Origin of the sequence: Stenotrophomonas sp. TWI1149, assembly GCF_039673155.1 — a bacterium.
In the GTDB taxonomy this organism is placed as follows: Bacteria; Pseudomonadota; Gammaproteobacteria; order Xanthomonadales; family Xanthomonadaceae; genus Stenotrophomonas; species Stenotrophomonas maltophilia_AA.
This window is the reverse complement of the sequence record NZ_JBDJLB010000016.1, coordinates 107,482-130,557: the sequence shown is the minus strand read 5'-3', so window position 1 is coordinate 130,557 and position 23,076 is coordinate 107,482. Positions and strand designations below refer to the sequence as shown.

Genomic DNA, 23,076 nt, shown 5'->3' with positions numbered 1-23,076 from the left:
GAGCAGCGTACCCACGCCCACGGTCAGCCGATCCGCCACCGCGTGCACGATGGTCTCGCGCTCACCGCCCTGCTCGCGGCCCCAGGCCAGCGCGCTGTCGATCAGATCGGCATACACCGGCAGATCCAGCGCCTTCTTCACCAGGGTGGGATTGGTCGTGCAGTCGACCGGCTTCAAGCGCTTGATCGCTTCGACATCGCCGGTATCGGCAACCACCACGGACAGATCGCGCAGCTGGGAGAGTCTGGACAGCGACGCCATCGCACCGACCGCCGCCGTATCCTGGTCGAACACCGGTGCCGCGAACGGCTCCGGGCCAGGCGTGCGGCCGAACACGATCGGCCGGGTGATGCCGCGATAGCTGCCGAGCAGCGGATGCGGCAGCGACGTGATCATCGCCTCGGCCAGCACCTGTGGGTGGTCGAACATATCCTCCACCTGGCGCGCGGCCGCGCAGGGAACCTCTTCACCGAACAAGGCCTCCCACGCCAGTGCACTGCGTGCAGCCAGCGCCGCGTGCAGCTGCGGCAGCAGTACCTCGGCATGCGTGGCACGCTTGCGCACCGTGTCGTAGCGCACGTCAGCGGCCAGCTCCGGGAGCCCGATCCGCTCGCACAGGGCCTGCCAGAAGCGCGGCGTATTGGCCGAGATGTACAGATACCCGTCCGCGGTGGGATGGATGCCGGTGACACCGCCAGAGCGCATATCGCGACCCACTCCCTCCGGCTCGCCCTCGGCCCAGATCATCCGCGCCGACTGCATCGTCAGCGCACTGCGCAGCAGCGACACCCCCACGAACTGGCCCTCGCCACTGCGCTCGCGCTCGTACAGGGCCGACGACACACCGGCCGCCACCAGCGCCGCCGCGTAGTAATCGACGACCGAGCCATACAGGATCTCCGGAGCGCCGCCCGTCTTGCCCTGCATCGTGCACATGCCGGTCATGGTCTGCAGCACCTGGTCGTAGCCGGCCTTGTCCTTCAGTGGCCCCTGCTCGCCATAGCCGGTGACCGAGCAGTACACCAGGCGCGGGTTGAGCTTGTGCAGGCTGTCAAAATCGATACCCAGGCGCACCGGCACGCTGGGCCGGAAGTTGTGGACCAGTACGTCGGCCTCGCGCACCAGGCGCATCAGCACCGCACGCTGGTCGGGCTGCTTCAGATCCAGCACCACGCCCCGCTTGGACCGGTTCACGCCGAGGAACGCCCGGCTCTCCGCCTCCAGCGTGGACGGATAGCGGCGCAGGTTGTCGCCGACCGGCGGCTCCACCTTGATCACCTCCGCGCCCTGGTCGGCCAGCAGCGTGCAGCCGTAGGGGCCGGCGATGTAAGCGCTCAGGTCCAGCACGCGGATGCCGCTCAACGGCCCGATGGCGCCCTCCCGCTGGGCAATGGCGAATGGAGAACTGGGGTTGCTTCCGGTCATGGTCAATACACTCGATACCTTGAGGGAAGTTTCCTCCTGGCCAACGGGAAGAAACAGATCGTGTGGGTATGTTCTGCGTGGACAAAAAGCACGCTGCGGCGTCGGCGGCTGCGTGGCCGCCGAACATCGCCATGCCGTCAGTCCGAGGGCGCCAGCGACAGCCAGGTCAGTCGCCAGCTGCCTTGATCGCGGCCACCGCATCGGTAGTAGGGCTCGAACGTCAGGGGGCCACGGCAGTCCAGCTGCAGGGTGATCGACGCACCCTCGCCGCCATCCTCACCCACCTGCAGCCACTGCGAGGGCGGCAGGTCAGGCAGTCGTACCGTCTCGTCCGTCTTGTAGCCGTCAATCAGACCGGTGGCATACACCAGCGGCCCGTAGCTCAGCCCCACGTACTCCCAACGCAGTACCTCCTGCGCCACCGGCGCGCCATCCGGCGCACGCGATTCCTGCACGTTGATGTTGGCCGCCCGGTGCAGGCGCGGCTGCATCGGCAGGTGCACCCGCAGGGTGTCGCCGGACTGCCAGGTCCTCTGCACCTGCACGAACCCGTCCGCACCCGCCTCGGCGGCCACGGGCTGCCCGTTGACCTCGATGCGCGCGCCCGTGGTCCAGTCCGGTATCCGCACGCCGATACCGAAGGCTGCGATGCATTCGGGCAGCACGGTGATCGTCACCGTCCCGTCGAAGGGGAATCGGGTCGCCTGCAGCAGGGTCACCGCGCCGGCCTGCGCATGCAGCAATGTGGCCTCGCCCGGCCCGTAGAGGTTGACCCGCAGCCCGCCATCGGCCGCGATCCCATAGGCCACCTGCGGCAGCTCTTCCACCGCCATCGCGCCGCTGGACTTGCAGCAGCGCCAGTACGTGGTGTGTACCCGCCGGCCATTGGGATAGGTGTAATAGCACCAGTCCTCGCCATTGGGGGCCATCGCCGCCAGCAGATCGTTGTAGGCGGTGCGCTCCAGTTCGTCGGCGTAGCGTGCATGGCCGGTAATGGCCAGCAGTTCGCGGTTGAGCTGCATCCACGCCAGCACCGAGCAGGTCTCGACATAGGCCTGCGGGAAGAAGGTGCGCGGCGCGTTGAACACTTCACGCGATCGGTGCGCCACCCCGCCCCACGGCCCGCCGCCCAGCGTGAGGTGCTGCTCGCGGATGTTGTGCCAGAGATGATCGAGGGCCTGGCGATGCTCGTCCTGGCCGGTGGCCTTGTACAGCTTGGCCAGCCCGACCAGGTTCCAGCTCAGCTGGTAGGCCTTGCCCGTGGCGATGAACGCCGCATCCTCGCCGGCCAGCGCCTTGTCCAGCAGCGCCAGCCGCGGATTGGCGTTGGCCTGCGCCAGGATGCGCTCGGCCAGCGCCAGGTAGCGCGGCTCACCCGTGACCAGGTAGAGATCGGCTGCTGGATCCAACAGCACCGTGGCGGACATGCCGTGATGATTGCCCAGGGTCGTGATGTCGATCCCGGACTCCAGCGCCTGCCAGCACAGGTCCGCGATCCGGCACGCGGCCTGCAGATAGGCCGCATTGCCCAGCGCGCGCCACGTTTCCAGGAAGCCGAGGATCAGATAGCTGTGGGTCCAGATGTCCCAGGTACGCAGCGCCGGCTCGCCGTTCCAGCTCTCCGGCTTCGGCGGCTGCGGCACCGTGAAGCGGCGCTCGGCCGCATAATTGCCAAGATAGCCGTCGTCGTCCTGCTGGCTGATCAACCAGTCGGCTACGCGGCGCAGCGAAGCCTCCAGCTGCGGCTGCCCGCCCTGCGCCACTGCGCGTGCGGTGGCCGACAGCCATTTCCCGGCATGTTCGCCGTACCAGTCGCCCTCATGGTTCTGGTGCTTGTGCGCCTGGCTGAAGATGCTGATCGGCGCGCTGTGCTCATCGACGACGAACGTGCTCAGGCGCCCGCTGCGGTTGGCTGCCAAGGCATCGCCCAGCACACCCTGCAAGGTGACCTGCTGCGGCGGGACCAGCGTCATGCCGCGGGCGGCGGGATGCAGACGGCTCATGCCGCATCCACCACGCAACGGAAGCCGACCGTGCCGGAGCGATCCTTGGACGGTCCCATCAGCAGGTACTTGCCGTGCTGGTCCAGTCGGTAGGCCTGCGGGAAGTACCAATGCGAGGTCTGCGGCTGATAGCTGCTGCCGCCACGCAGTACGGCCGCGCGGGTGTGCGCATCGCTGAATTCATCGGTCCATTGCCACACATTGCCGACCAGGTCCTGCACCCCGAACGGGCTGGCACCCTGCGGATGCGCATCGACATCGGCTGGCGGGGTAAGGCGACGGCCACGATTGACCCGCGGTACGCACGCCGCATCCCACGCGTTGCCCCACGGATACAGGCGCCCGTCAGTGCCCTGCGCGGCGTACTGCCATTCCCACGCGTGCGGCAGGCGCTTCCCGGCCCACGCCGCGTACGCACGGGCGTCTTCGATCGAGACCCAGGTCACCGGCTTGTTGTCCCAGCCCGCACGCGGCGCGCCATCCTTCCAGTCCGCCAGGAAGTTGTGATCATCGGCCGGCCGGTAGCCGCTCGCATCGAGGAAGCGCTTGAACGACGCGTTGGTGACCGGGTGGCGATCGATATGGAACGATGCCAGCGTCATGCGCCGGCGATGGTGGCGGCGCGCGCAGTCTTCCCACGGGAACTGCACATCCAGGCCGGCCCAGGTGAAACCCTCGATCTCGATGCCGCCCACCTGGAACAGGAACTCGCCGGCGGGGATCGTGACCATGCCGGTCGGCGCCTCGGCCTGCGGGGGCGTGCTGGCGATCGCCAGCAGCTCCTGCGGAGCGGCCTTCCACGCGGCGGAGTAGCTGGTGAGGGGCTGCTGTGCGCGCTCGGCGGTCGCCGCGAGGAAATCGTCCAGACCCTCGACCGCGGTATCTGCAGCCACACTCAGGATCGCGCCAAAGCCGCGCGCTTCCATCAGCAGCTCGATGTACGCCGCGCCGTCGATGATCCGCGGCGTCAACGCGCACCCATGCCACGCATCGTAGTAACGCGTGCCGTCCGCATGCGTCAGCGCGATCTGCTCACCGTCCACGGCGTACTCGTTACGGTTGATCAACGTGTGCAGCACGATGCCCTCGCCCGGGAACCGGCTGGCGAAAATGCCGCCCTGCAGGCAGACCTGGTACGGCTCCCAGTCCATCGAGACCACCAGCTGCGGGAACTGCCGGTACAGCGTGGCGATCCGGCGCAGGGCCTCGCCGTCGCGCGGGGTGAACTGGTTCCAGACGCCCCAGATGTTCTCCCAGGCGTTGTAGCCGATGCCGTTGAAGAAGCAGTACTGCAGGTCGTGATTGCGGTTGCGGCCCCAGCGGTTCTCGTAGTTGACCATGTGGCGGGGCTCCAGCCACTTCCACTTGGAAACGGGCGGCACCGGGCCATCCGGCGCCTTCTTGCCCCAGCTCTGCACGTTCCAGATCAGCTGCTCTTCGGAACTGATGGTGGACTCGGGCTGCACCACCACCGGGTTGCCGCGTGCATCGCAGGCATCGAAGAACGCCCGCGGCACACCGTTGAAGGTATCGCCGTTGATGCCATCGGCACCGACCGCCTTGACGATCTCAGCCAGCCCATCCCAGTGCGTCACGCCCGGGTCGCGCGTGCCGTGATCCCACGGCTTGGCCGGCAGGAACACTTTGACGCCGCGCTTCTGGAAGGCCTGCACCGCGGTTCGCAATCCCGCCAGGCCGCCGGGCATGTCGTGCGCCAGATCGAATTGGTTGCGGTCATCGATGCCAATGTTCGGGTAGATGTACCAGATCAGCACCGAGTCCAGCCCGCCGAACCGTTCGGTCAGATCGTCCAGATATCGATCGACGGTGTACTGGCCGGTGGCCGCATCGAAGAAGTAGCGGTCCTCGACCATCATCTGCGCATGCACGAAGTTGCGCTGCGCCCACTGCAGTTCCGGGCGGCGGTAATTCACATCGGTATAGCCGATCCGGACCAGATGCTCGCGGCGCCAGTCCTTGAGTTCTTCCAGCCAATCACCCGCACTCGCATTGGCATCGATCATCCAGCTGCCGATGTCGGCGAACGGCCACGCCGGCGCCTTGCCCGGGGTCGGCAGGTAGCGCCCGGTGGTCACGTGCGAGAACTTGTACTCGGTGCGGATCGCCTCACGCCCGTAGTCGGCTGCGTCGGTCTCGTAGTCGGGGCTCTGATACGGCGTGGTCATGGGCAAGGCATCCAGCAGGAAACGGAAAGGGGGTACATCAGCGCGCACACGCTGCCGCCAGCGCGGCATGGGCGTCGGCATCGGGAACGCGCGCGGGGTCTGCAAGCAGCGCCAGCACTTCGGCGCGGGTGGGAATGCTCGACTGCGCACCCAGACGGGTGCAGGCCAGCGCGGAGGCTGCGGTGGCGGCAAGCAACGCCCCGGCCATCGGTTGATGGTCGGCCAGCGCAGCGACCAGCGCGCCACAGAAGGTGTCGCCGGCCGCCGTGGTGTCGATCGGATCGATGCGGAACCCAGGTTGCAGCAGCACCGTGTCGTTCACCCGCGCCAGACAGCCGCGCGCGCCCAGGGTCACGATCACGCAGGGCACCGGCACGCGCGCCAGCCCCGTGGCCAGGTCCGGGGGATGGCCGGCCACCACGTCGAGCTCCCCCTCATTGACGATCAGTACATCCAGCAGTGCGAGCAGCGCGTCGGGCAGTGCCTGCGCCGGTGCTGCGTTGAGGGCGACCTTGAGCCCGGCCAGGCGGGCGCGGCGCGCATACGCGGTGACGGTGGGCAGCGGGGTTTCCAGCTGCAGCAGCAGCCAGTCGACGCCGTCCAGAGCGGGCAGGTGTTCCTCGCCCAGGGCCAGGTTGGCACCGGGTGCGACCGTGATCGCGTTCTCGGCACTGTCGGCCAGGCAGATGAAGGCGGTGCCGGTCGGCAGCGCAGGATCGCGCACGATCGACAGGTCCACGCCGGCGTCCCGCAGCGACGCCTCGATCGGCATGGCGAAATCATCCTCGCCCAGGGCCAGCAGCATCCGGGTCGTCGCACCGCCGGCACGCGCGCAGGCCACGGCCTGGTTGGCGCCCTTGCCTCCCGGGAAGGTGCTGAAGCCATGGCCAAGCACGGTCTCACCCGGCGCCGGCACATGCGCGGCGCGCACGACGAAATCGAGATTGGCCGAGCCGGCGACGAGAACGGTGGAACGTGCCGCACTACTCATGGGTCCAGGGCCTCATCAACGCGGTTGTAGAACATCGTACTGATGCGCGGCAGGTCGTCGTTGCCGCCGGGCAGATGCTGCAGCAGCAGGATGGCGACCAACCGGCGCGCCGGGTCGATCGTGTAGTAGGTCGAGGCCGCGCCCGACCAGCCGAACGCACCCACCGATGCGGTGCGTCCTTTCATGGCCGGGTCCAGCAGCACCGAACCGCCCAGGCCGAACCCCTCGGCATCGCTGAACTCGGTCACCGGCCTGGGCAAGGCGGTATGCACCAGCTGGTTCTGCATCATCAGGGCCACGGTGGCGGGACGAAGCAGGTGCGTGTCGCCATGGCGCCCGCCATCGAGCAGCATCTGCGCGAACCGGCCGTAGTCGCCGGCCGTGGAGTACAGCCCGCCGGCACCGCTTGGATACGGCCGCAGCGGGCTGCCGGGTTCGCGCGCGTGCACCTCATCGGCAAGCACCAGGTCACCGTGCTCGCCCATGGTGGTCAGCTCGACCACCCGCGCACGATCGCGCGCCGGTACCACGAAGCCGGTATCGGCCATCGCCAGTGGACGGAAGATGCGTTGTTGCAGGAACTGCTCGAACGGCAGCCCGCCCACCACCTCCACCAATCGCGACAGAACTTCGATGGAGGTGCTGTCGTAGCGGAAGCGCGTGCCCGGCTCGGTCGCGAGTGGAGCGCGGGCCAACCGGGCGGTGTAATCGGCCAGGCTGTCCGCTGCCTGCACCTGCTGGCGCTCCAGCAGCGCGGTGACGGCCTCGAACCCCTCGCCGCCCGCAGCGAAGCCGGCGGTGTGGGTGAGCAGATGGAGGACGGTCAGCGTCTGCGTCGCCGGCCGCAGCTGCGGCGCCGCGGCGGTGCCCCCGGCGAAGACCTGCAGGTGTGAGAACTCGGGGAGGTGGCGCGCCACCGGATCATCCAGATCCAGCCGCCCCTCCTCCACCAGCATCATGGCGGCCACCGAGGCCACCGTCTTGGTCATCGAATAGAGGCGGAAAATGCTGTCGGTTCGCATCGGCCTGGCATGGGCCAGGTCCTGCCAGCCGTAGGCAGCGTCATGCACGATGCTGCCGTCGTGGATCACGAGCACGACCGCGCCGGTATAGCCCTGGGGGCCGGTCGATTCGTGCAGGAAGGCATCGACCACCGGCAATCCCGGCGGTGCAGCCGGCGGCTCCGGCAACGACGCCGCAGCCTGCCCGACGACCAGCGTCAGCAACGCGAGCATGGCCAGGCATGCTCGTGGGCGGCAATGACGGGCGTGGGCCGGTCCGTGCGATGGCCAGTACATCCGCTCTCCTGCTGTCAGTGGCGGTAACGTCATGACAGGGTAAGGCAAGTAAAACGGACCGGCGCTGCAGTGCTCCGCAGCGCCGGCCCGGCGGTGACGGTCAGAACGTGAAGGTGTGGGTCAGCGACACCATGCGACCCCGACCGGAGAAGAAGTTCTGCCAGCCCGGCAGCTGCGACCAGGTCAGCACATACTGCTTGTCCAGCAGGTTCTCGATGCCCAGCGACAGCTTGCCGTAGGTCCCGGTGTCGTAGTTCATGCTGAGGTCCCACAGCGCGTAGCCGTAGGTATCCTCTTCGTTGAGATAGACCGCGCCGTTGGACGGATTGACGAAGGTTTCGCGCAGGTCGCGGCTGAAGGTACGGCTCACGCCCAGCGTCGCATCGAAACGATCGTTCGGCGTCCAGGTCAGCGAGGCGTTGACCTTGTCCGGCGAGATGTCGAGGATGCCCATCTCCTTGTTCAGGCCCGAGCCGTCGTAGTACTGGGTCTGGCCGCGGATCCGCGAGTACAGCAGCGTCGCCTTCCACTGGTCGTTGAAGGTCCAGGCGCTGTTCAATTCAACGCCTTCGATGCGGGTCGGTGCGCGGGTGAGGATGAAGTCCTCGGTGACCTTGTCCACCGTCAGCGACGAGCCGAACTCGGAGGTCGAGCGGTACCCCGAAATGCCGACCTGTGCCTGCTCGCCGCGCCAGTTGAAGCCCACTTCCTTGTTCTTGGTGATCAGTGGCTGCAGATCGGCGATGCACGCCACCGCCTTGCAGGGGCTGTTGGCCTGGATGTTGCGCAGCGGGATGCCTACGTTGGCGATACCGAAGCCTTCCGAATACGAGGCGAAGACCGACCACGCATCGGTGATGCGCCAGATCGCGCCGAAGTTGGGCAGGTTGGCCTTGTAGTCGAGCTTGCCGCCCTGCACCGGGGTGAAGTCGCGGTAGGCGGTGGTGGTATAGCTGTCGATCTCCAGCTGGCCGTCTTCGCGTCGGATGCCCGCATCCAGCGTCACCGGACCGATGTCCCAGCTCAGCTGCGCGTAGGGTGCCAGGCTGGTGTACTTCATCGGCGGCACCCAGACCCGGTCGGTCAATGCCAGGCGCTGCTCGGCCGTGTCTTCCACCAGGTCCAGGCCAGTGCGCAGCCGCAGGCCCTCCACCGCGAACAGGCCACTGTAGGCATAGGCCGCGCGCAGACCCTTTTTCTCGGAGTTGATCTCCGACTGGTCCCAGATGCGCTGGTCTTCCGGCGGGGCCGGCTTGACCAGCTGGCGGTCCGTGCCGTTCTCCGGCACATAACGCATCGCCTGCTTGGCCCAATAGAGATCCACGCTCAGGTCACCGCCGAAGAAGTCGGCATGGGTGTACTTGGCGGCGAACTGTTCGAAATCGTTGAACTCGGCCAGCGAATCCTTGATCGAGCCCTTCTCGGCGGTGTTGGTGCTCGGCACCGGGCACTCCACGGCGTCGTAGCGGCAGCCTTCGACCGGAATGTAGTTGTGCTTCCCACCGATATGGAAGTTGCTGTAGCTGGCCTGGATGCGCTGCATCTGGCCCTCGCCGAAGTTGTAGCCGCCCTTGAGGAACAGGTTCTTGCTGTAGGAATCGGACAGCGAGCCGGAGGTGTTCAAGCCAACCCGGCGGCCGTCGCCGTCGTAGGCGATGCCGCGGTCGATGTAGGCGCCGCTGATCAGGAAGTCGGCGGCATCGCCCTTGAAGGTGTGGGTGATGCCGATCTTGGACTGCCCGCTGTCATCCTTGAACTGGGTGCCATAGCGCGTGTTCACCGTGGTCTGGTGACCGTCCACTTCCGGATTCTTGGAGAGATAGTTGATGACGCCACCGGCGCCACCGATGCCCTCGGCGGCCGACGGGCCGTTGATGACCTCGATGCGGCCGATCACGCCCATGTCGGTGAACGTGCCATTGCGGCTGCCTTCGCGCAGCGGAGAGCCCTGCGGCACGCCGTCGAACAGACGCAGGGCCACGCGGCCGCGGAGGGTTTCGCCGCTGTTGCTCATCGCCTGCGAGGACTCCGAGTAACCCGGCACCATGCGCGCCAGCACCGCCGTCGCGTCTTCGGTCAGGTTGAGGGTGCGCTGCACCTGCTCCTGGTTGACCACCGTCACTGCACCGGGGACCTTCTCGATCGAGATCAGGGTCCGGCTGCCGGTCACGATCACCTGGTCCAGATCGGTCGGCGTCGTGCTCTGCGCCATGGCAGGGCTGATGGCACAGGCGAACAGTGCAGTGCTGATGGCCGCGGAAAGTGGCTTGATCATTCGTTTCTCCCCCCCGATATGGAAATGCGGGACAGCCGGCCGGGGAGCCGTCGCCACCGATGACGCGCGTGGGCTTTCGCCCCTCCGCCGGTCGATGCGGTTCCCTTGCGGGTCTCCACGTCCTGTCCGGCAACGAGGCGAGAGCCTAGGCGCGGCTCCACGGCGATAGAACTGCGCTCAGGTATGTTCAAAGCCTAGGATTTGTTTCGCCTCGCACCGCACACCACGCGAGAACCCGTGGTGTCAGCGTTGCGGCTCGGTCAACGCGACGCGCGCCTCTTCCAGAAGCACGTTCACCAGGCGGATGCGCACCGACGAACGCGACCAGACCACCCCGATCCGGCGTGGTTCGCTGCACTGCGGCAAGGGAATGCGCACGACATTCAAGCCTTCCGGCCATGGCTTGGCCCAGTCCGGCACCAGCGATACACCGAGCCCACGGTCGACCATCACCGCGATGGCGTTCAGCGCATTGAGCTCGAACCGTTCGCGCGGCACGATACCGGCCTGCCGCAGATAGTCATCGGCAAGGCGCCCGCCCCATTCGTGGCGGTCGTAGCGGATCAGCGGTTGCTCGCGCAGCAGCTCGTGAGGGTCGCGGCTGCCCAGGTGGGCCGGTGCCAGCACCACCAGCGGTTCCTCGCGAAGCTGCTGCCACTTGCAGGTCTTGGGCAGCGCGAACGGTGCCTGCAGCACCATCGCCGCATCCAGATCGCCAGCCTCCACGGCCCTGTACAGATCGGCCGAGTAGCCCGGCTTGATGAAGACATTGATCTGCGGGAAGGTCGCCACCATCCGCGACAGGATGTCCGGCAGCAGGCCCGCCAGTGCGGTCGGGCACGCACCCAGCCGCAGCTCGCCGGCGATGTCGTTCTCGTTGGCCACGCTGCGCAGGTCGGCCACCTGGCGCAGCAGGTCGCGCGCCCGTTGCAGGATGCGCGCGCCGTCCTCGGTGACGCTGACCGTTCGCCCGGCGCGGGCGATCAGCGGCGCGCCCAGCTCGCGTTCCAGCGTCCGGATCTGCTGGGCGACCGCCGCCGGGGTGATATGCAGCGAGCGGGCCGCGGCGGCCATGGAGCCGCGGTCCACCACTGTGACGAACGTACTCAGGAACTGGGTTTCCACGAAATACCTCTCAGCGCGTCAGCAACCTACACGAGCCACCGGCGTAATGCGATTGGACCAATGGCCCGCGCGCCGCCACGCCAGGGGTGATGGTCATGGGGCCGCCGCTTCGGCCGGGGTATCGCTGTAGATGGTGAGCCCCTTCAGCGAGCGGGTCGGCGCCGGGAAGAACAGGCTGGCCACGTAGCCGATCACGATGCACAGCAGGATGGAGATCGCCAGGTAGAAGTAAGGGTGCACCAGGTCCATGCTCCAGCAGACCAGGGTGATCAGCACCGACCCGGCCACGCCGATCGCCACGCCCTGCGCATTGGCCCGGCGGGTGAACATGCCGAGCGTGTAGGCACCGGCGAAGCCGCCGCCGAGCAGGCCGGCCAGTTCGATGGAAACATCGAAGAGCGAGTGGATGTCGTAGCGGCTCATCACCAGCGCGATGCCGATGCCGATCAGCCCGACGCCCACGCCGGACCATTCCGCCACGCGCACGGCGGTTTTTTCATTCGGGTTCTTGACCAGCTTCTGGTAGAAATCGACCGAAACCAGCGTGGAGATCGAGTTGATGATGCTCGACAGGGTCGACATCGCCGCGGCGAAGATGCCGGCGATGATCAGCCCGGTGACACCGGCCGGCAGCTCGGCGGCGATGAACAGCGGGAAGGTCGCATCGATCGGCAACAGCGGGTTCAGGCGCTCCGGGTTGTTGCGGTAGTACATCCACAGCGCCGTGCCGATGCCGTAGAACACAAAGCCGCCGGGAATCATGATGGCGGCGAACGCCCAGATCGATCGCCCGGCTTCCTTGTCCGAGCGCGTGGACAGCGTGCGCTGCATCAACACCTGGTCCTTCGGGAAGGTCAGCACCACATCGAACACGACCAGGAAGATGAAGCCCCACACCGTGGCCTTGGTCAGGTCGAAGCTGAAATCAAAGAGCTTGGTCTTGTCCTCCGCCGCGGCCGCACTGAGCAGCTGCGGCATGTCGCCGCCGGTCTGCAGGAAGATGAAGCCGATCGCGAACAAGGCACCGCCGAACATCACGATCACCTGCACCACGTCGGTCCAGATCACCGCCTTGGAGCCGCCCACAGTGGAGTAGATGATGGTGAACACGCCCATCAGCATGATCGACCAGACCACATCCACACCGGTGATCGTGGAGATCGCCAGCGCCGGCAGGAACAGGATCACGCTCATGCGGCTGCCGATCTGCATCACGATGCACAGTGCGCTGGACAGCATGCGGATCGCCGGATGGAAGCGGGTCTCCAGGTAGGAGAACACGCTCATCAGGTCCAGCCGACGCAGCAGCGGCACGATCCAGACCGCCACGAACATCAGGCCGACGACCGCGATCAGGTTGTTGGTCAGGTACTGCCAGTTGGTATCGAAGGCCTTGGCCGGGATGGCGATGAAGCTGATCGAGCTGGTGTTGGTGGCATACAGGCTGATGCCGGCCGCCCAGAACGGAATCGAGCGACCGCCGACGAAGAAGTCCGCCGTGGAAGCGTTCTTATCCTTGAGGTAGAAGTAGAAGCCCATGCCCAGCATGGCGAGCAGATAGATGCCGATCACCGTCCAGTCCAGCCAGCGCAGCAGGTGCTTGCCACCCTGCATTTCGGCGTACTGGAGCTGGCTGCCGGTAGCGCCCGCGGTTGCCCAGGCCAGTCCGTTGCCCCACGCCGTGACGGCCTGCGGCGCTGCGGCAATCGGCGTATCCAGTGTCGTCCATGCGTCGGTGATGGTGTGGAAGGTGCGCGCGTGAGTCACGCCGCTGCCGTCCTTCACCAGCATCAGCAGGTGCGCCTGGCCCAGCGCGCGCATCGATCCGGCCACGATCGTGCCGTTCGGGGAAGCGACCTGCTGCCAGCTGGCGTCGGCGTTGCGGCGCCACAGCTGGTCGCTGCCCGCGCCGGTACGCAGGCCCAGGTACAGCGCGCCTTTCTGCGCCTGCAATGCGCTGGCAACCCCCTGTTGCGGCAGGTCCTCCAGATGTTGCCAGGCGGCAGCGCTTGCCGCCGCGGTGCGGCGGTAGAGCTGGGCGCTGCCAGCCGCATCGGTGCCCACCAGATACAGCGCGTCATCGAGGGTCGCCGCCTGCGCGTTGCGCAGCGGCTCGGGCAGTGCAATGGCCGCGCCGAAAACCAGCGCGTCGTTGTTCAGCACCACCGGCTGCAGGCGGTCGCCAAGCGGAGCCAGGCCCTGCAACAGATAGGTGCGCCCTGCCGCGCTGACGCTGCCCTCAAGCCCATCGAGCTGCCCTGCGGCCGGCGCCGGCAACGCATCCCACGCCTTGTTGTCGGCGCGCAGTTCCCAGGCACCGTCATGGCTGAGTGCCACCAGGCGCCCGTCCACATGTACCAGCCCGCCCGGCGCAATCTGCGCCGGCAGTGCCGGCAGGTTGCCGGTCGCCACCGTGGTCAGGCTCTCGGCAGCCACGGCGCCACTCCCGGCAAGCAGGACAGCGGCGGCAACCAGCCGCACGCTGCGCACGCAACGCAGGAGCACAGTGGAAAGGAACGCGGACGGTGCAGGCTTGTGCATGAAATTACCCGGAAAAAGTGCGGCAACGCCGAAACCGGCAAAAGCGCAGGTAAGAGACAGTGGTCGATGCATCCCGATACCGCAATCAGGCAAGCGGGCGAGAGGACGCGGCAAGCAGGGCTTGAGCACGGCGCAGGTACGGCAGGTCGATCATCCGGCCTTCGAACAGGAACGCGCCGTGCCCCTGCCCTTCGGCACCGGCGGCGGCGGCAACAATCCGCTGCGCCTCTTCGAGCATCGCTGGCGGCACGCTGAAAGTGGCATTGGCCAGGCCAACCTGGCGCGGGTGGATGCAACTTTTGCCGATGAAGCCCAACTGCCTGGCCATCTGCGCCTCGGCCAGGAAGCCGTCGCTGTCAGCCACGTCCGGAAATGCGCCGTCGCAGGCGAACACCTGGGCTTCGGCGGCGGCCAACCGCAGCGCGAACAGCGTGGCATGCACATTGCTCGGCTCGCGGTCGATCCCGTTGGGCGAAAACAGGTCGCCCAGCCCCAGCTGCAAGCCAGCCACGCGCGGGTGCGCGCCGGCCAGTTCGGCGGCGATGCGCAGGGCCTTGGGGGTTTCGATGTTGATCAGCAGACCGATCGGGCGCGTCACGCCATTGCGCCGCTCAGCCCGTTCCAGCCGGACGATGGCCGCCAGCAGCTGAGCCACCGATTCAATCTTGGGCAGGTTGAGCAGGCCCACGCCGGGGAGCGCGACCGCATCCAGGTCCGCGCCGAAATGGGCACTGTCGGTACCGTTGCTGCGCACGATCAACTGCTTGTCACCGGCGCCGCCCTGCACGCGGCGCAGGAAGCCGGCGACGTGGTCGCGAGCCTGGGCCTTGCCGGCCTCGGGCACCGAATCTTCCAGGTCGAAAGAGAGCGCATCGGCCTCCCCGGCCATGGCCTTGTCGAACAGTTCCGGCCGGGCGCCGGGGACGAACAGCTTGCTACGCATGGTTTTCCCTCATCAACCCGCGCAGTCTGCAGAATTGAAAGCCCTTTAAAAGTGCGGTCCCGGACATTCATTGGATAGCATTTGTTTCGACCGCCCACAGCGCTGCAGTGCACCACGAGCAGAAGAGCGTCGGACAGCACCGTGTTGCGCGCACAATCGGTTGCTCGAACCTGCCGTGGTGACCGCACACTCGCGTCTCGGGAAATCACACACCAAACGCGTCAAGAGGACTGCTGCCGATGCATAAACCCACCCTGCCGTCGACAACCACCGCCTGGTGCGCGCAGCACCTGGACGCGCGGACCTGGGCATGACTGGCCCAACCCTGGTGCTGGACGGAAGCGCCATCCACGATATCGCCGGCTTTTACGCCGAGATCAATCGCGTATTCATGGCCTGCGAGGACTGGCAATTGGCCCCAAGCCTGGATGCGCTCGATGACCTGCTCTACGGCGGCTACGGCGCACTGGCAGGGCACCCGTCCGCCACCGTGCACTGGACGCACATCGCACACAGCCGCGCCGCGCTCGGGGTGGCGGCCACCCGCGCCTGGCTGCAGGAAAAGCAGATGCGGCCCGGCATGTTCAATGCCGCGAGAATCGAGGCCCAGCTGGACGCGCTGGTGCGCGGCGCCGGCCAGACCTATTTTGACATCCTCATGGACGTGTTCGCGGCCCACCCCACCCTGCACCTGCGCACGGACTGAGCGGCTGCGCATCGCGCCGGTGCCGCTTGCGCCGGACGCCCTTCGCCCTGCCCGCCCCCTCCCCTACAATGGCCGACCAGGCGGCCTTCCGGGCTGCCCCCGACTGTGATGGACCCCGCGTGACAGAGAAGCAGCCCGAACACACCCCGCTGATGAAGCAAAACGGGTGCAGCGGGATCTTATGCAAGCAAACCCTTGTGCAGCAAGACCTGCCTGCTTGCGTTGGTCGCAACAGAATCTAAATCGCAACATCGCCGCAACGCGCAACCCAAGGCCAGGGCGCGACATTTTGGTGATTGAAATCGATTCCAATCTCCGAGTCCAAGGAGATGAGACAGGAGCAGTAGTAGGATTGGGTTGCCCCATTCACTTGGCCACTAAACAGCTGCCTGATGACGAAATCCATCCAGGTTATTTCTGCATCTAAGTTCGCAACCACTTTCAGCCTCCGACCCGAGCTCCATGCGTGGCTTCTGGGCGCCGGCGCTTCTGCGGCCTCGGGCATACCGACCGGCTACGACATGATCCTGGACTTCAAAGCCAGGCTCTACTGCCAAGAGACCCGGTTCCCTCGCCGCAACGTCGACCCTAGTGATCCACTATGGGTTCAGCGCATTGACGAGTTCTTCTCTCGCACCCCTCTCCTTCCGCCTCCGAACGATCCTACCGAGTATGCGGCGGCGTTCGAGGCTATTTATCCGCAAGAAACCCATCGACGGCAATACATCGATGACGCCATCAGCAAGGGCACGCCCTGTTTTGGGCACCGCATGCTGGCCGGGCTAGTAACGGCGGCAAAGACCCCATGCGTCTTTACGACGAACTTCGACCCGCTTATTGAAGAATCCAGCCTACTGGCAGCATCGCTGATGCCTCCTGGCATCGCAGCCAAGCCGACGGTTGCGACCTTAGACTCTGCCAACCTGGCTACGCGCTGCCTGGATGAGTCTGACTGGCCCCTCATCGCCAAGCTTCATGGTGACTACCGTTCGACGTCCCTTAAGAACACCACGAGCGAACTTGCCTCCCAAGACAATGACCTGCGCCGGGCCATGGTTGAAGCCTGCAAGCGATTCGCTCTTGTCGTCGTCGGCTATAGCGGCCGCGATTCCTCCGTGATGGAGGCGCTTGAGTCCGTCCTCACCTACGAGAACCCATTCCCTAGTGGCCTCTATTGGTGCGCGTCTTCCCGCTCCAAGCTCCTGCCGGCTGTGAATGATCTCTTGGAAAAGGCTGCCTCTGCGGGCGTCAATGTCTTCATCATCGAATCCGCGACGTTCGACGAGTTGGCCGGCGACCTGCTCAATCAAATCAGCCTTCCAGCGCCACTGCTGGACCATGTCCTGTCGTTCCAGCCTGCCCAGCTTGCAGCTCCCATCCCCGTGCGCACGGCGGAAGCTCGGAAGTTCCCCGTGCTGCGCCTCTCCGCATTGCTGGTGGAGAGCCTCCCCACCATGGCCAGAAAAATAACCCTGGGACATCCATCCTCCATCTTTGAAGTGCGGGAAATGCTCAAGACCAGCAAGTGCCGGGCGGCGGTGGCAATGATTGGAAATGAGCTCGCAGCCTTCGGTAAAGACGCAGAAATACTGGCGTCACTGGACACACTGAATCCGACACTCAACGGGCATTGGACGCTGGACCCCATCCGAGACAGCTGGGCGTTAGGACTCACCTATGACGCCCTCCTGCGAGCTTTGGCTCGGCGGCGACCGCTGATTCCCAGACTCAAGCGTTCTGGGCACTCCCTTATGGTTGCCAGCGCGAGAGAGGGCGAAAGGGACGAGCAGCGACATCGCCGCGAAAGCCAACTGTCCAAGCTCAGAGCGGCCTACGGAAGCGAGCTCACGGGGACCAAGTCTGGGCGCAACTACAACGAAGCCATTTCGGTTCGGCTGGAAGAGATTGAGGGACGCTGGTGGTGCGGATTTGACCCCTACACCGCCGTGGAAGTGCCGCGTGATGAGCGGGCTGCTCCTTCAGACGCAGCCGAGAGCGACCCACTGGCTTGGTCGTCGCAGCGCCGGCCAGATCCGACCGCTGACTGGAGAAGAGAGCGGTGGGCCACCAAATACAACAGCGCTTGGGCCAGCATCATCGACGCGTGGGCGAACTTGCTAACCTCTCCACGGGGCATCACCTTTCAAGCGTTCGGAATCGAAGCTCAAGAGGGAGTCGATGCGGCTTTCCGCATTTCACCACTCACCGGCTTCAGTCGTCCTGGACATCACGACAAATACTTTGACCGGAGACAGTGATGGTAGATGTTTCTCGCTCGCAGCTACCGCCGCTGTCCCTGCTCTCGGAACCGGAGCTGGCCTTTTCTCCTGAACAGTCTGGGGGGCGAGATGTCCACCCCCTTCGCGGGCTGGCGCACTACGGCCCCTTCTCGTCCCAGACATTCAGCCAGTTCACGCCCACCGTTCGCATTGCCACAGTGGGCCCAGACAGAGCGTTCAAGACTCGTGGCGCGCTCATGGCATCGCTGAAGCAGCAACATTCGGCCAGCGACAGAAGCGGCTACGCACCAGATTTTCCCGGCTTCGCCAGCGTCTTCGGCGTGGACTTGGCTTCCTCCGACAAGGCGAACCACATCCGTTGGCCGGATTCCATCGACGATCTTCCAGGCTCCGGCACCCTTCAACATCGCCTAGTGGCCGCCTTCGAGGCAGCCCTCTCGCAACTAAGCACAAGGCACGAGCAGTTTGATGTGGTCCTAGTCCATCTGCCAGAGGCGTGGCTTCCTTATACGTCCGGAGACGGATTCGACGCGCACGATGTCCTCAAGGCATTGGGAGCAAAGCACGGCATTCCGACTCAGGTGGTCAACGACCGAACCTTCAGCTTCTCAAACAAGGCGCAGTTGGCATGGAGGCTGTCGATCGCGCTCTATGTCAAAGCCGGCGGCATTCCTTGGAAGCTCGCCCCTCTGGCGGGAGTGCCCGCGGATACCGCCTACATAGGTTTGGCATACGCGCTGAAAAGGGTCAACGACGAAACCCACTTTGTCACCTGCTGCTCGCAGGTGTTCGACATGGATGGCGGCGGCATGCAGTTTGTGGCATTCGAGGCCAAGGATCCGGTCAAGGACGTGCGCGAAGCACGACGGAATCCGTTCTTGTCACGAGAAGACATGCGAGCGGTCATTGCCCGCAGTCTGTCGATCTACCAACAGCGCAATGGAGGCATTCTTCCTCGGCGAATGGTCATCCATAAGAGCAATGCGTTCAAGGAGGACGAAGTTCTAGGTGCTCGCGATGCGTTGACCGCCGTCCCCGAGGTGGAATGCATTGAGATCAGCTCCAGACCGACTTGGCGGGGAGTATGGCTGGTCAAATCCTCCGGCGGCACCGCGCCCACCCAGCCCGCGAGATATCCGGTTCCTCGAGGCACCTTTGTCCCCCGGTCGGGCACGTCCGCTCTTCTTTGGGCCGCTGGCAATGTTCCAGACGTTTCAAGCAAGTCCGACTACTACCAAGGTGGGAAGAGCATTCCCCGACCGCTCCTGCTAACACGTCATTCGGGAAGCGGGCCACTGGAAACGATTGCCCATGAAACGCTGGCGCTGACCAAAATGGACTGGAACAACGACGCGCTCTACGACCCGGTGCCCGTCAGCATTCGCTACTCCCAGAAGCTCGCCAGGACTATCTCCAACGTCCAAGATCTTCCTGGAAACAGCTACCCGTATAGATTGTTCATGTAATCCCATCTAGCGACGCAGGAAAGGAGATCAATGTCATGATCGGCAAGAAGCAGGAAGCCTTCATCGAGAAGCAGTCCGGAGACATCAAAGGCCCCTATCAGGCCAAGTTTGCAGGAACTACCGTAATCCTGGACGACCCGAACGCAGACGTAGACCCCGGTGACTATGTGACGCGGACTCTTCCCGGCGGGAAAACTGAGCGCTCCTACATCTTGAGCGCTCCGTTTTACGACGTAGGGATCGGTGGCTTTGGACCACATTTTCAACTTACGCTTGGAACTCCGCCCGCACACCCAAAGCGAGCGCACACCATCAACATACAAGGTTCCCACTCGATCCAGATCGGGGACCACAACACCCAGAACGTTGTCGGTGCGGTCCAAACGCTCGCGCATGCCATCGAGTCTTCAAGCGGGACGGAAGACCAAAAGGCAGAGGCAAAATCCAGACTGGCCAAGCTACTAGAGCACCCCATCCTTGCAAGCGTGCTGGGCGGCCTCACTGGAGCGGCGATTGGGTAGTCGTCAAGCCCATTTCCCAGACACAAACGGCAACTGAAGAATCCAGCGGGCTACCGGATTTCATTATTGTGAATCCGCGCACATCGCCGGCCCTTGCCGATACGGAAATAGCTGCTTGGATGGAGATCTCTTCCACTACGCCAAGGAGCTTTATGCCATCCCCTCAACTTCGAATCGCGTCCAAGCTTCTCGGCCACCTGCTGTGGCAAGGGCCTACGCGAGAGCTGACGGAGCGCATGGAGGACGTTCAGCACGCCTGGGATGTCGCCGGCGCACTCTTGCAGCTCTCGCGGGATGTAGAGCCATCCGTCGATGACGGGGCAAGCGGCCCTGCCGCTCCCGCCCTCCGGCCTAGCCTAGCTGATCGTCCTAGTATCGCGGTCAGGCGATCTATCGTCGATCGCAGCGCGCTGCCCGTCATGCCAAGCTCTGTGGAGCTATGGCGTGCCAGCCGAATGAACAAGAAGCCGACGCCACCAGAAGCAGGTCAACGCAAGGGTCCTACCTTCCACTGACTTAGCCGGTCCGCTCTCTGGTCAAGGATAGCCCCGCATCTGCGGGGCTTCTTGCGTTTCTCAGCGGCCCAAACGGGGCCGCCGGCCTGGAGCGACTCCCTCAGCAACTGGCTGCGAGGCCCCTTCACCGGATGGCAGCAATCCATCTTCCATGGACCAGTCAACCAACAGTTCCGAACAGCGATGCTCCAGAGCATCTGTCCGCCGCAGCACCTCCGCCTCACATCGCGCCCTGACTTCCTCCGTTGCGCCCGCCCTGAACTGCTTGAGCTCCGTCGCTCGTTTGTCCAATGTCGCCAGCCGACGGCCCCGGCGCGCCTCCCAGTCATGTGCCGACCAATCCCCGGCAGGGCGCGGACAATCGGCATTGAACTGCTCCCATGCCTGCTCGGCCATGTGGAACAAACGCTCCGCCCGCGTCACCGCCGCCACGCGCTTTGCGAAAGCAGTCAAGCCTCGGCGCAGCTGCTGCAGGCGGTCAATCACCGCACGCAGGTGGCCTCTGATCTCCGGCCCATCCACCAGCGACGAGAGCCCGGACACCCAGTGATTGACTACTCGCTCAGTCTTGGGGAGACGCAGGACAGGGCTCAAGGCGAGCACATCGCGCAGCTCCAAGACAGCTTCATCGACCAGCTCCTCCACAGACGCCACAGGCGGCTCGCCGTCCAGCGAGGGACGTGCCCCCAGCCCCAACGCGCTCGCCCGAACACCGGAGACGCCCTCAATCTTTAGGCCCGTCCCCACGCGGTAGGAGGCAGTGGAGCGGCGACGCTCTGAGCTGGCTTGCTCCGCGCTGTGGCCGGACGGCGTGGCAACCGCACGCCCTTCCCGCCTTGCCTGTTTGATGGTGGCCTCAAACTGGGCTTCGCTGTCTTCAGCAATCTGCTCATTGGCCGCCGCGCGGTCGGTGTTCACACCCCTGCGCTCGAGAGCACTGGCATTCTTTCCCACGTGCTGAGTGGGGGGCCGCGTCAGCGCGATGGCCTCGACCAGGTCGCCCCTAAGCATCGCATCTTCTGCTTGCACCTCCAGACGCCGGTGATCAACGCGAGCGTCTATGGCTGCCATGGCCAGATGCGCATTGGTGAGCTCGGCCACGGTCGCCCTCACCCACTCAATCTCTCCGCGCCCGCTTGACCCACCGTCGAGCTCCCGCGTTTTCTCTCCGAGGCCTTCGGGTGTCATGCGCCGGGTTGTGGCCAGGATGTGGGCGTGGTGGTTCAACCCGTCCCGTGTGCCAGGCGAATGGATACTCGCCTGCAGCGCGAATCCATAGCGGCCCACGAGGGCCTCTGCGATCGCAGCGGTCAACTCAGACCGCTGTGACTCGTCAAGCTCGTGTGGCAATGCCAGCTCGAACTCCCGGGCCACGGTGGAGTTCTTACGATTCTCAGCGACCTCGGCCGCTGGCCAGAGCTCGCTGGGCACGAAAGCCCAGTCGGGCGAGCCGTCAGGGGCCAAGCAGATGGTTTCCACCACGCCTCCACGATGACGGTAGTCGTGGCGGCGGCCGGTGAGGTGGTCGACCAGCAGCAAGCCAGCGCGATACGCGGCGGCTGCGACCGATGAGTCGCCGCGTGCGCGGCTGAAGGTTTTGACACGGGAGTGGTAAATGGCCATACAGGCTCCGTTTGGGATTCCCACTCTTTATGCCTCGGCTTTCTGCTTTCGCAAGCGCGCGCGCTTGGGGTCCAAGGGGCGAAGCCCTTTGCGCACGCAATGTCGAAGACATTGCCTAAGTGCGCTCTTGCTTCCCTCTTCTAAGCCCCTTTTTTTCGATCCTTTCGATTTCGAGAGGCTTCAAATCTTAAAGCCGGTGCAAACTTGACGAGCACCGTTTCTTTGGTTGAATCGTAAGCACACAGAGGAGAAAAGCATGGCCGAACCGAATCACTATCACCAAAGAATTCAGCGAGCCACCGAACGGCTGGCTCAGCTCCAAGCCCGCGAACTTTTAGCGAACCAGCGCCAAGCGGTGAGAGCGAAGGAAACGCAGCGCCGCGAAGAAGCCAAGCGACGCTTGCGGGCCGCAGAGATTGTTTTCTTGGCCGGCGCCGGAGCGCTTGAGGATGCTGAGTTGGTCGGCGCGCTGTTGAGCCATATGGAAAGTCGCAATGACCATGATGTCCGCAACCAGGCCCGTTCGCGCGGGACCTTGCGGCTGACGATGGCAGATGCAGAACACCGGAAACTCAGGCACTGACCTGACTCTTCAGCGCTCGCACTTGCTGGCGGTCTCCGAGTTGCAGTCGTCTGAAATTTGAGCTAAAACATGTTTGCCGGTCGCTGAGCGTCGGTGTTGTGCCCGCATGCCATAAGGCTCCGGGTGCCCGAGGTCCACCCAATGGGGGCACGGGAATCTTCTTTGATTCCGGAGCCAACCCATGAGCAACAAACGCCTCAAGACCCTTCGCACCCATGCATTCCACGCCCAACAGGGCCGCTGCTTCTATTGCGGCTTTGTGATGTGGCTCTCTTCCCCTGACGAACTCATTCTACGCTCCCGGGCTTCGCGTGCTTACCAATGCACAGCAGAACATCTGCTTGCCCGACAGGACGGCGGCAAGGATGTGGCTAGCAACGTTGTGGCAGCTTGTCACTTGTGCAATCTACGACGTCATAGGCGTCCCAACCCTGCCCCATCGGCCGAGGTTTACCGGGCTCACGTCAGACGAAGAGTAGCCAAAGGAAAGTGGCATCCTCCAGATCTACGCGTCGCCATGGTAGCGGCGTCGCAGGAACTATTCATCGAGAAGCCCGCATTCCGCCACCAATGACGGCAGCGAGGATCATCCAGAACGCGATTGGCGAACGCAATGGCACGATCTCCTGCCACTT

General features: G+C 64.8%; 16 protein-coding genes and 1 pseudogene. 6 read left to right on the top strand and 11 right to left on the bottom strand.

The features are described 5' to 3' along the window. The 10 genes and pseudogenes from ABE424_RS17385 to ABE424_RS17340 form a co-directional block, all read right to left on the bottom strand. Positions 1-261: transaldolase family protein (locus ABE424_RS17385; RefSeq protein ID WP_346501986.1), on the bottom strand; the 261-nt coding region annotated here is incomplete at its 3' end. Between the two features lie 27 nt (positions 262-288). Beyond that, positions 289-1,425 (bottom strand): annotated as a pseudogene (locus ABE424_RS17380) (CoA transferase); the annotation flags it as partial. 137 nt (positions 1,426-1,562) lie between these two features. Next, positions 1,563-3,428 carry a beta-L-arabinofuranosidase domain-containing protein gene (locus ABE424_RS17375; RefSeq protein WP_346492098.1) on the bottom strand — a complete coding sequence of 622 codons (1,866 nt, stop codon included), beginning with the start codon at positions 3,426-3,428 and terminating at the stop codon, positions 1,563-1,565. Beyond that, positions 3,425-5,614 carry a formylglycine-generating enzyme family protein gene (locus ABE424_RS17370; RefSeq protein WP_346492097.1) on the bottom strand — a complete coding sequence of 730 codons (2,190 nt, stop codon included), beginning with the start codon at positions 5,612-5,614 and terminating at the stop codon, positions 3,425-3,427. The genes ABE424_RS17375 and ABE424_RS17370 overlap by 4 nt, the downstream gene beginning before the upstream one ends. A 37-nt stretch (positions 5,615-5,651) precedes the next feature. Then, positions 5,652-6,605: a ribokinase gene (locus tag ABE424_RS17365; RefSeq protein WP_346479799.1), complete on the bottom strand. Its 954-nt coding sequence runs from the start codon at positions 6,603-6,605 to the stop codon at positions 5,652-5,654. Further along, complete coding sequence (locus tag ABE424_RS17360; protein WP_346492096.1) at positions 6,602-7,840, bottom strand: serine hydrolase domain-containing protein; 1,239 nt, start codon at positions 7,838-7,840, stop codon at positions 6,602-6,604. The genes ABE424_RS17365 and ABE424_RS17360 overlap by 4 nt, the downstream gene beginning before the upstream one ends. A gap of 163 nt (positions 7,841-8,003) precedes the next feature. Continuing rightward, positions 8,004-10,178, bottom strand: coding sequence for a TonB-dependent receptor (locus ABE424_RS17355; RefSeq protein WP_346492095.1), 2,175 nt, complete (start codon positions 10,176-10,178; stop codon positions 8,004-8,006). A 243-nt stretch (positions 10,179-10,421) separates the two neighbouring features. Then, entirely contained in the window at positions 10,422-11,303 is an 882-nt protein-coding gene (locus ABE424_RS17350) for a LysR family transcriptional regulator (RefSeq protein ID WP_179459446.1), read from the bottom strand. A 93-nt stretch (positions 11,304-11,396) separates the two neighbouring features. After that, the gene (locus tag ABE424_RS17345) at positions 11,397-13,844 is read right to left on the bottom strand and encodes a sodium:solute symporter (protein WP_346492094.1); all 2,448 of its coding nucleotides are present in this window, start codon (positions 13,842-13,844) and stop codon (positions 11,397-11,399) included. A gap of 85 nt (positions 13,845-13,929) precedes the next feature. Next, positions 13,930-14,787 carry a CoA ester lyase gene (locus ABE424_RS17340; protein ID WP_346479803.1) on the bottom strand — a complete coding sequence of 286 codons (858 nt, stop codon included), beginning with the start codon at positions 14,785-14,787 and terminating at the stop codon, positions 13,930-13,932. A 310-nt stretch (positions 14,788-15,097) separates the two neighbouring features. Between ABE424_RS17340 and ABE424_RS17335 the strand changes: the two genes are divergently transcribed. From ABE424_RS17335 to ABE424_RS17320, 4 genes are all read left to right on the top strand, one after another. Beyond that, complete coding sequence (locus tag ABE424_RS17335) at positions 15,098-15,493, top strand: ribonuclease inhibitor (protein ID WP_346492093.1); 396 nt, start codon at positions 15,098-15,100, stop codon at positions 15,491-15,493. A gap of 392 nt (positions 15,494-15,885) precedes the next feature. Then, the gene (locus ABE424_RS17330) at positions 15,886-17,751 is read left to right on the top strand and encodes an SIR2 family protein (protein WP_346492092.1); all 1,866 of its coding nucleotides are present in this window, start codon (positions 15,886-15,888) and stop codon (positions 17,749-17,751) included. After that, positions 17,751-19,199 (top strand): nuclease PIN, encoded by a 1,449-nt coding sequence (locus tag ABE424_RS17325; protein WP_346492091.1) that lies wholly within the window; start codon positions 17,751-17,753, stop codon positions 19,197-19,199. Before ABE424_RS17330 ends, ABE424_RS17325 begins: the two co-directional genes overlap by 1 nt. Positions 19,200-19,234: 35 nt before the next feature. Further along, positions 19,235-19,720 (top strand): hypothetical protein, encoded by a 486-nt coding sequence (locus tag ABE424_RS17320; RefSeq protein ID WP_346492090.1) that lies wholly within the window; start codon positions 19,235-19,237, stop codon positions 19,718-19,720. A gap of 575 nt (positions 19,721-20,295) precedes the next feature. On the opposite strand, the gene ABE424_RS17315 is transcribed toward ABE424_RS17320, so the two are convergent. Continuing rightward, complete coding sequence (locus tag ABE424_RS17315) at positions 20,296-21,858, bottom strand: MobA/MobL family protein (protein WP_346492089.1); 1,563 nt, start codon at positions 21,856-21,858, stop codon at positions 20,296-20,298. A gap of 256 nt (positions 21,859-22,114) precedes the next feature. On the opposite strand from ABE424_RS17315, the gene ABE424_RS17310 reads away from it, so the two are divergent. Together ABE424_RS17310 and ABE424_RS17305 are read left to right on the top strand one after the other, a co-directional pair. Then, positions 22,115-22,441, top strand: a complete 327-nt coding sequence (locus ABE424_RS17310; protein ID WP_346492088.1) for a hypothetical protein — start codon at positions 22,115-22,117, stop codon at positions 22,439-22,441. A 181-nt stretch (positions 22,442-22,622) separates the two neighbouring features. After that, the gene (locus ABE424_RS17305) at positions 22,623-23,015 is read left to right on the top strand and encodes an HNH endonuclease (RefSeq protein ID WP_346492087.1); all 393 of its coding nucleotides are present in this window, start codon (positions 22,623-22,625) and stop codon (positions 23,013-23,015) included. Positions 23,016-23,076 lie beyond the last annotated feature (61 nt).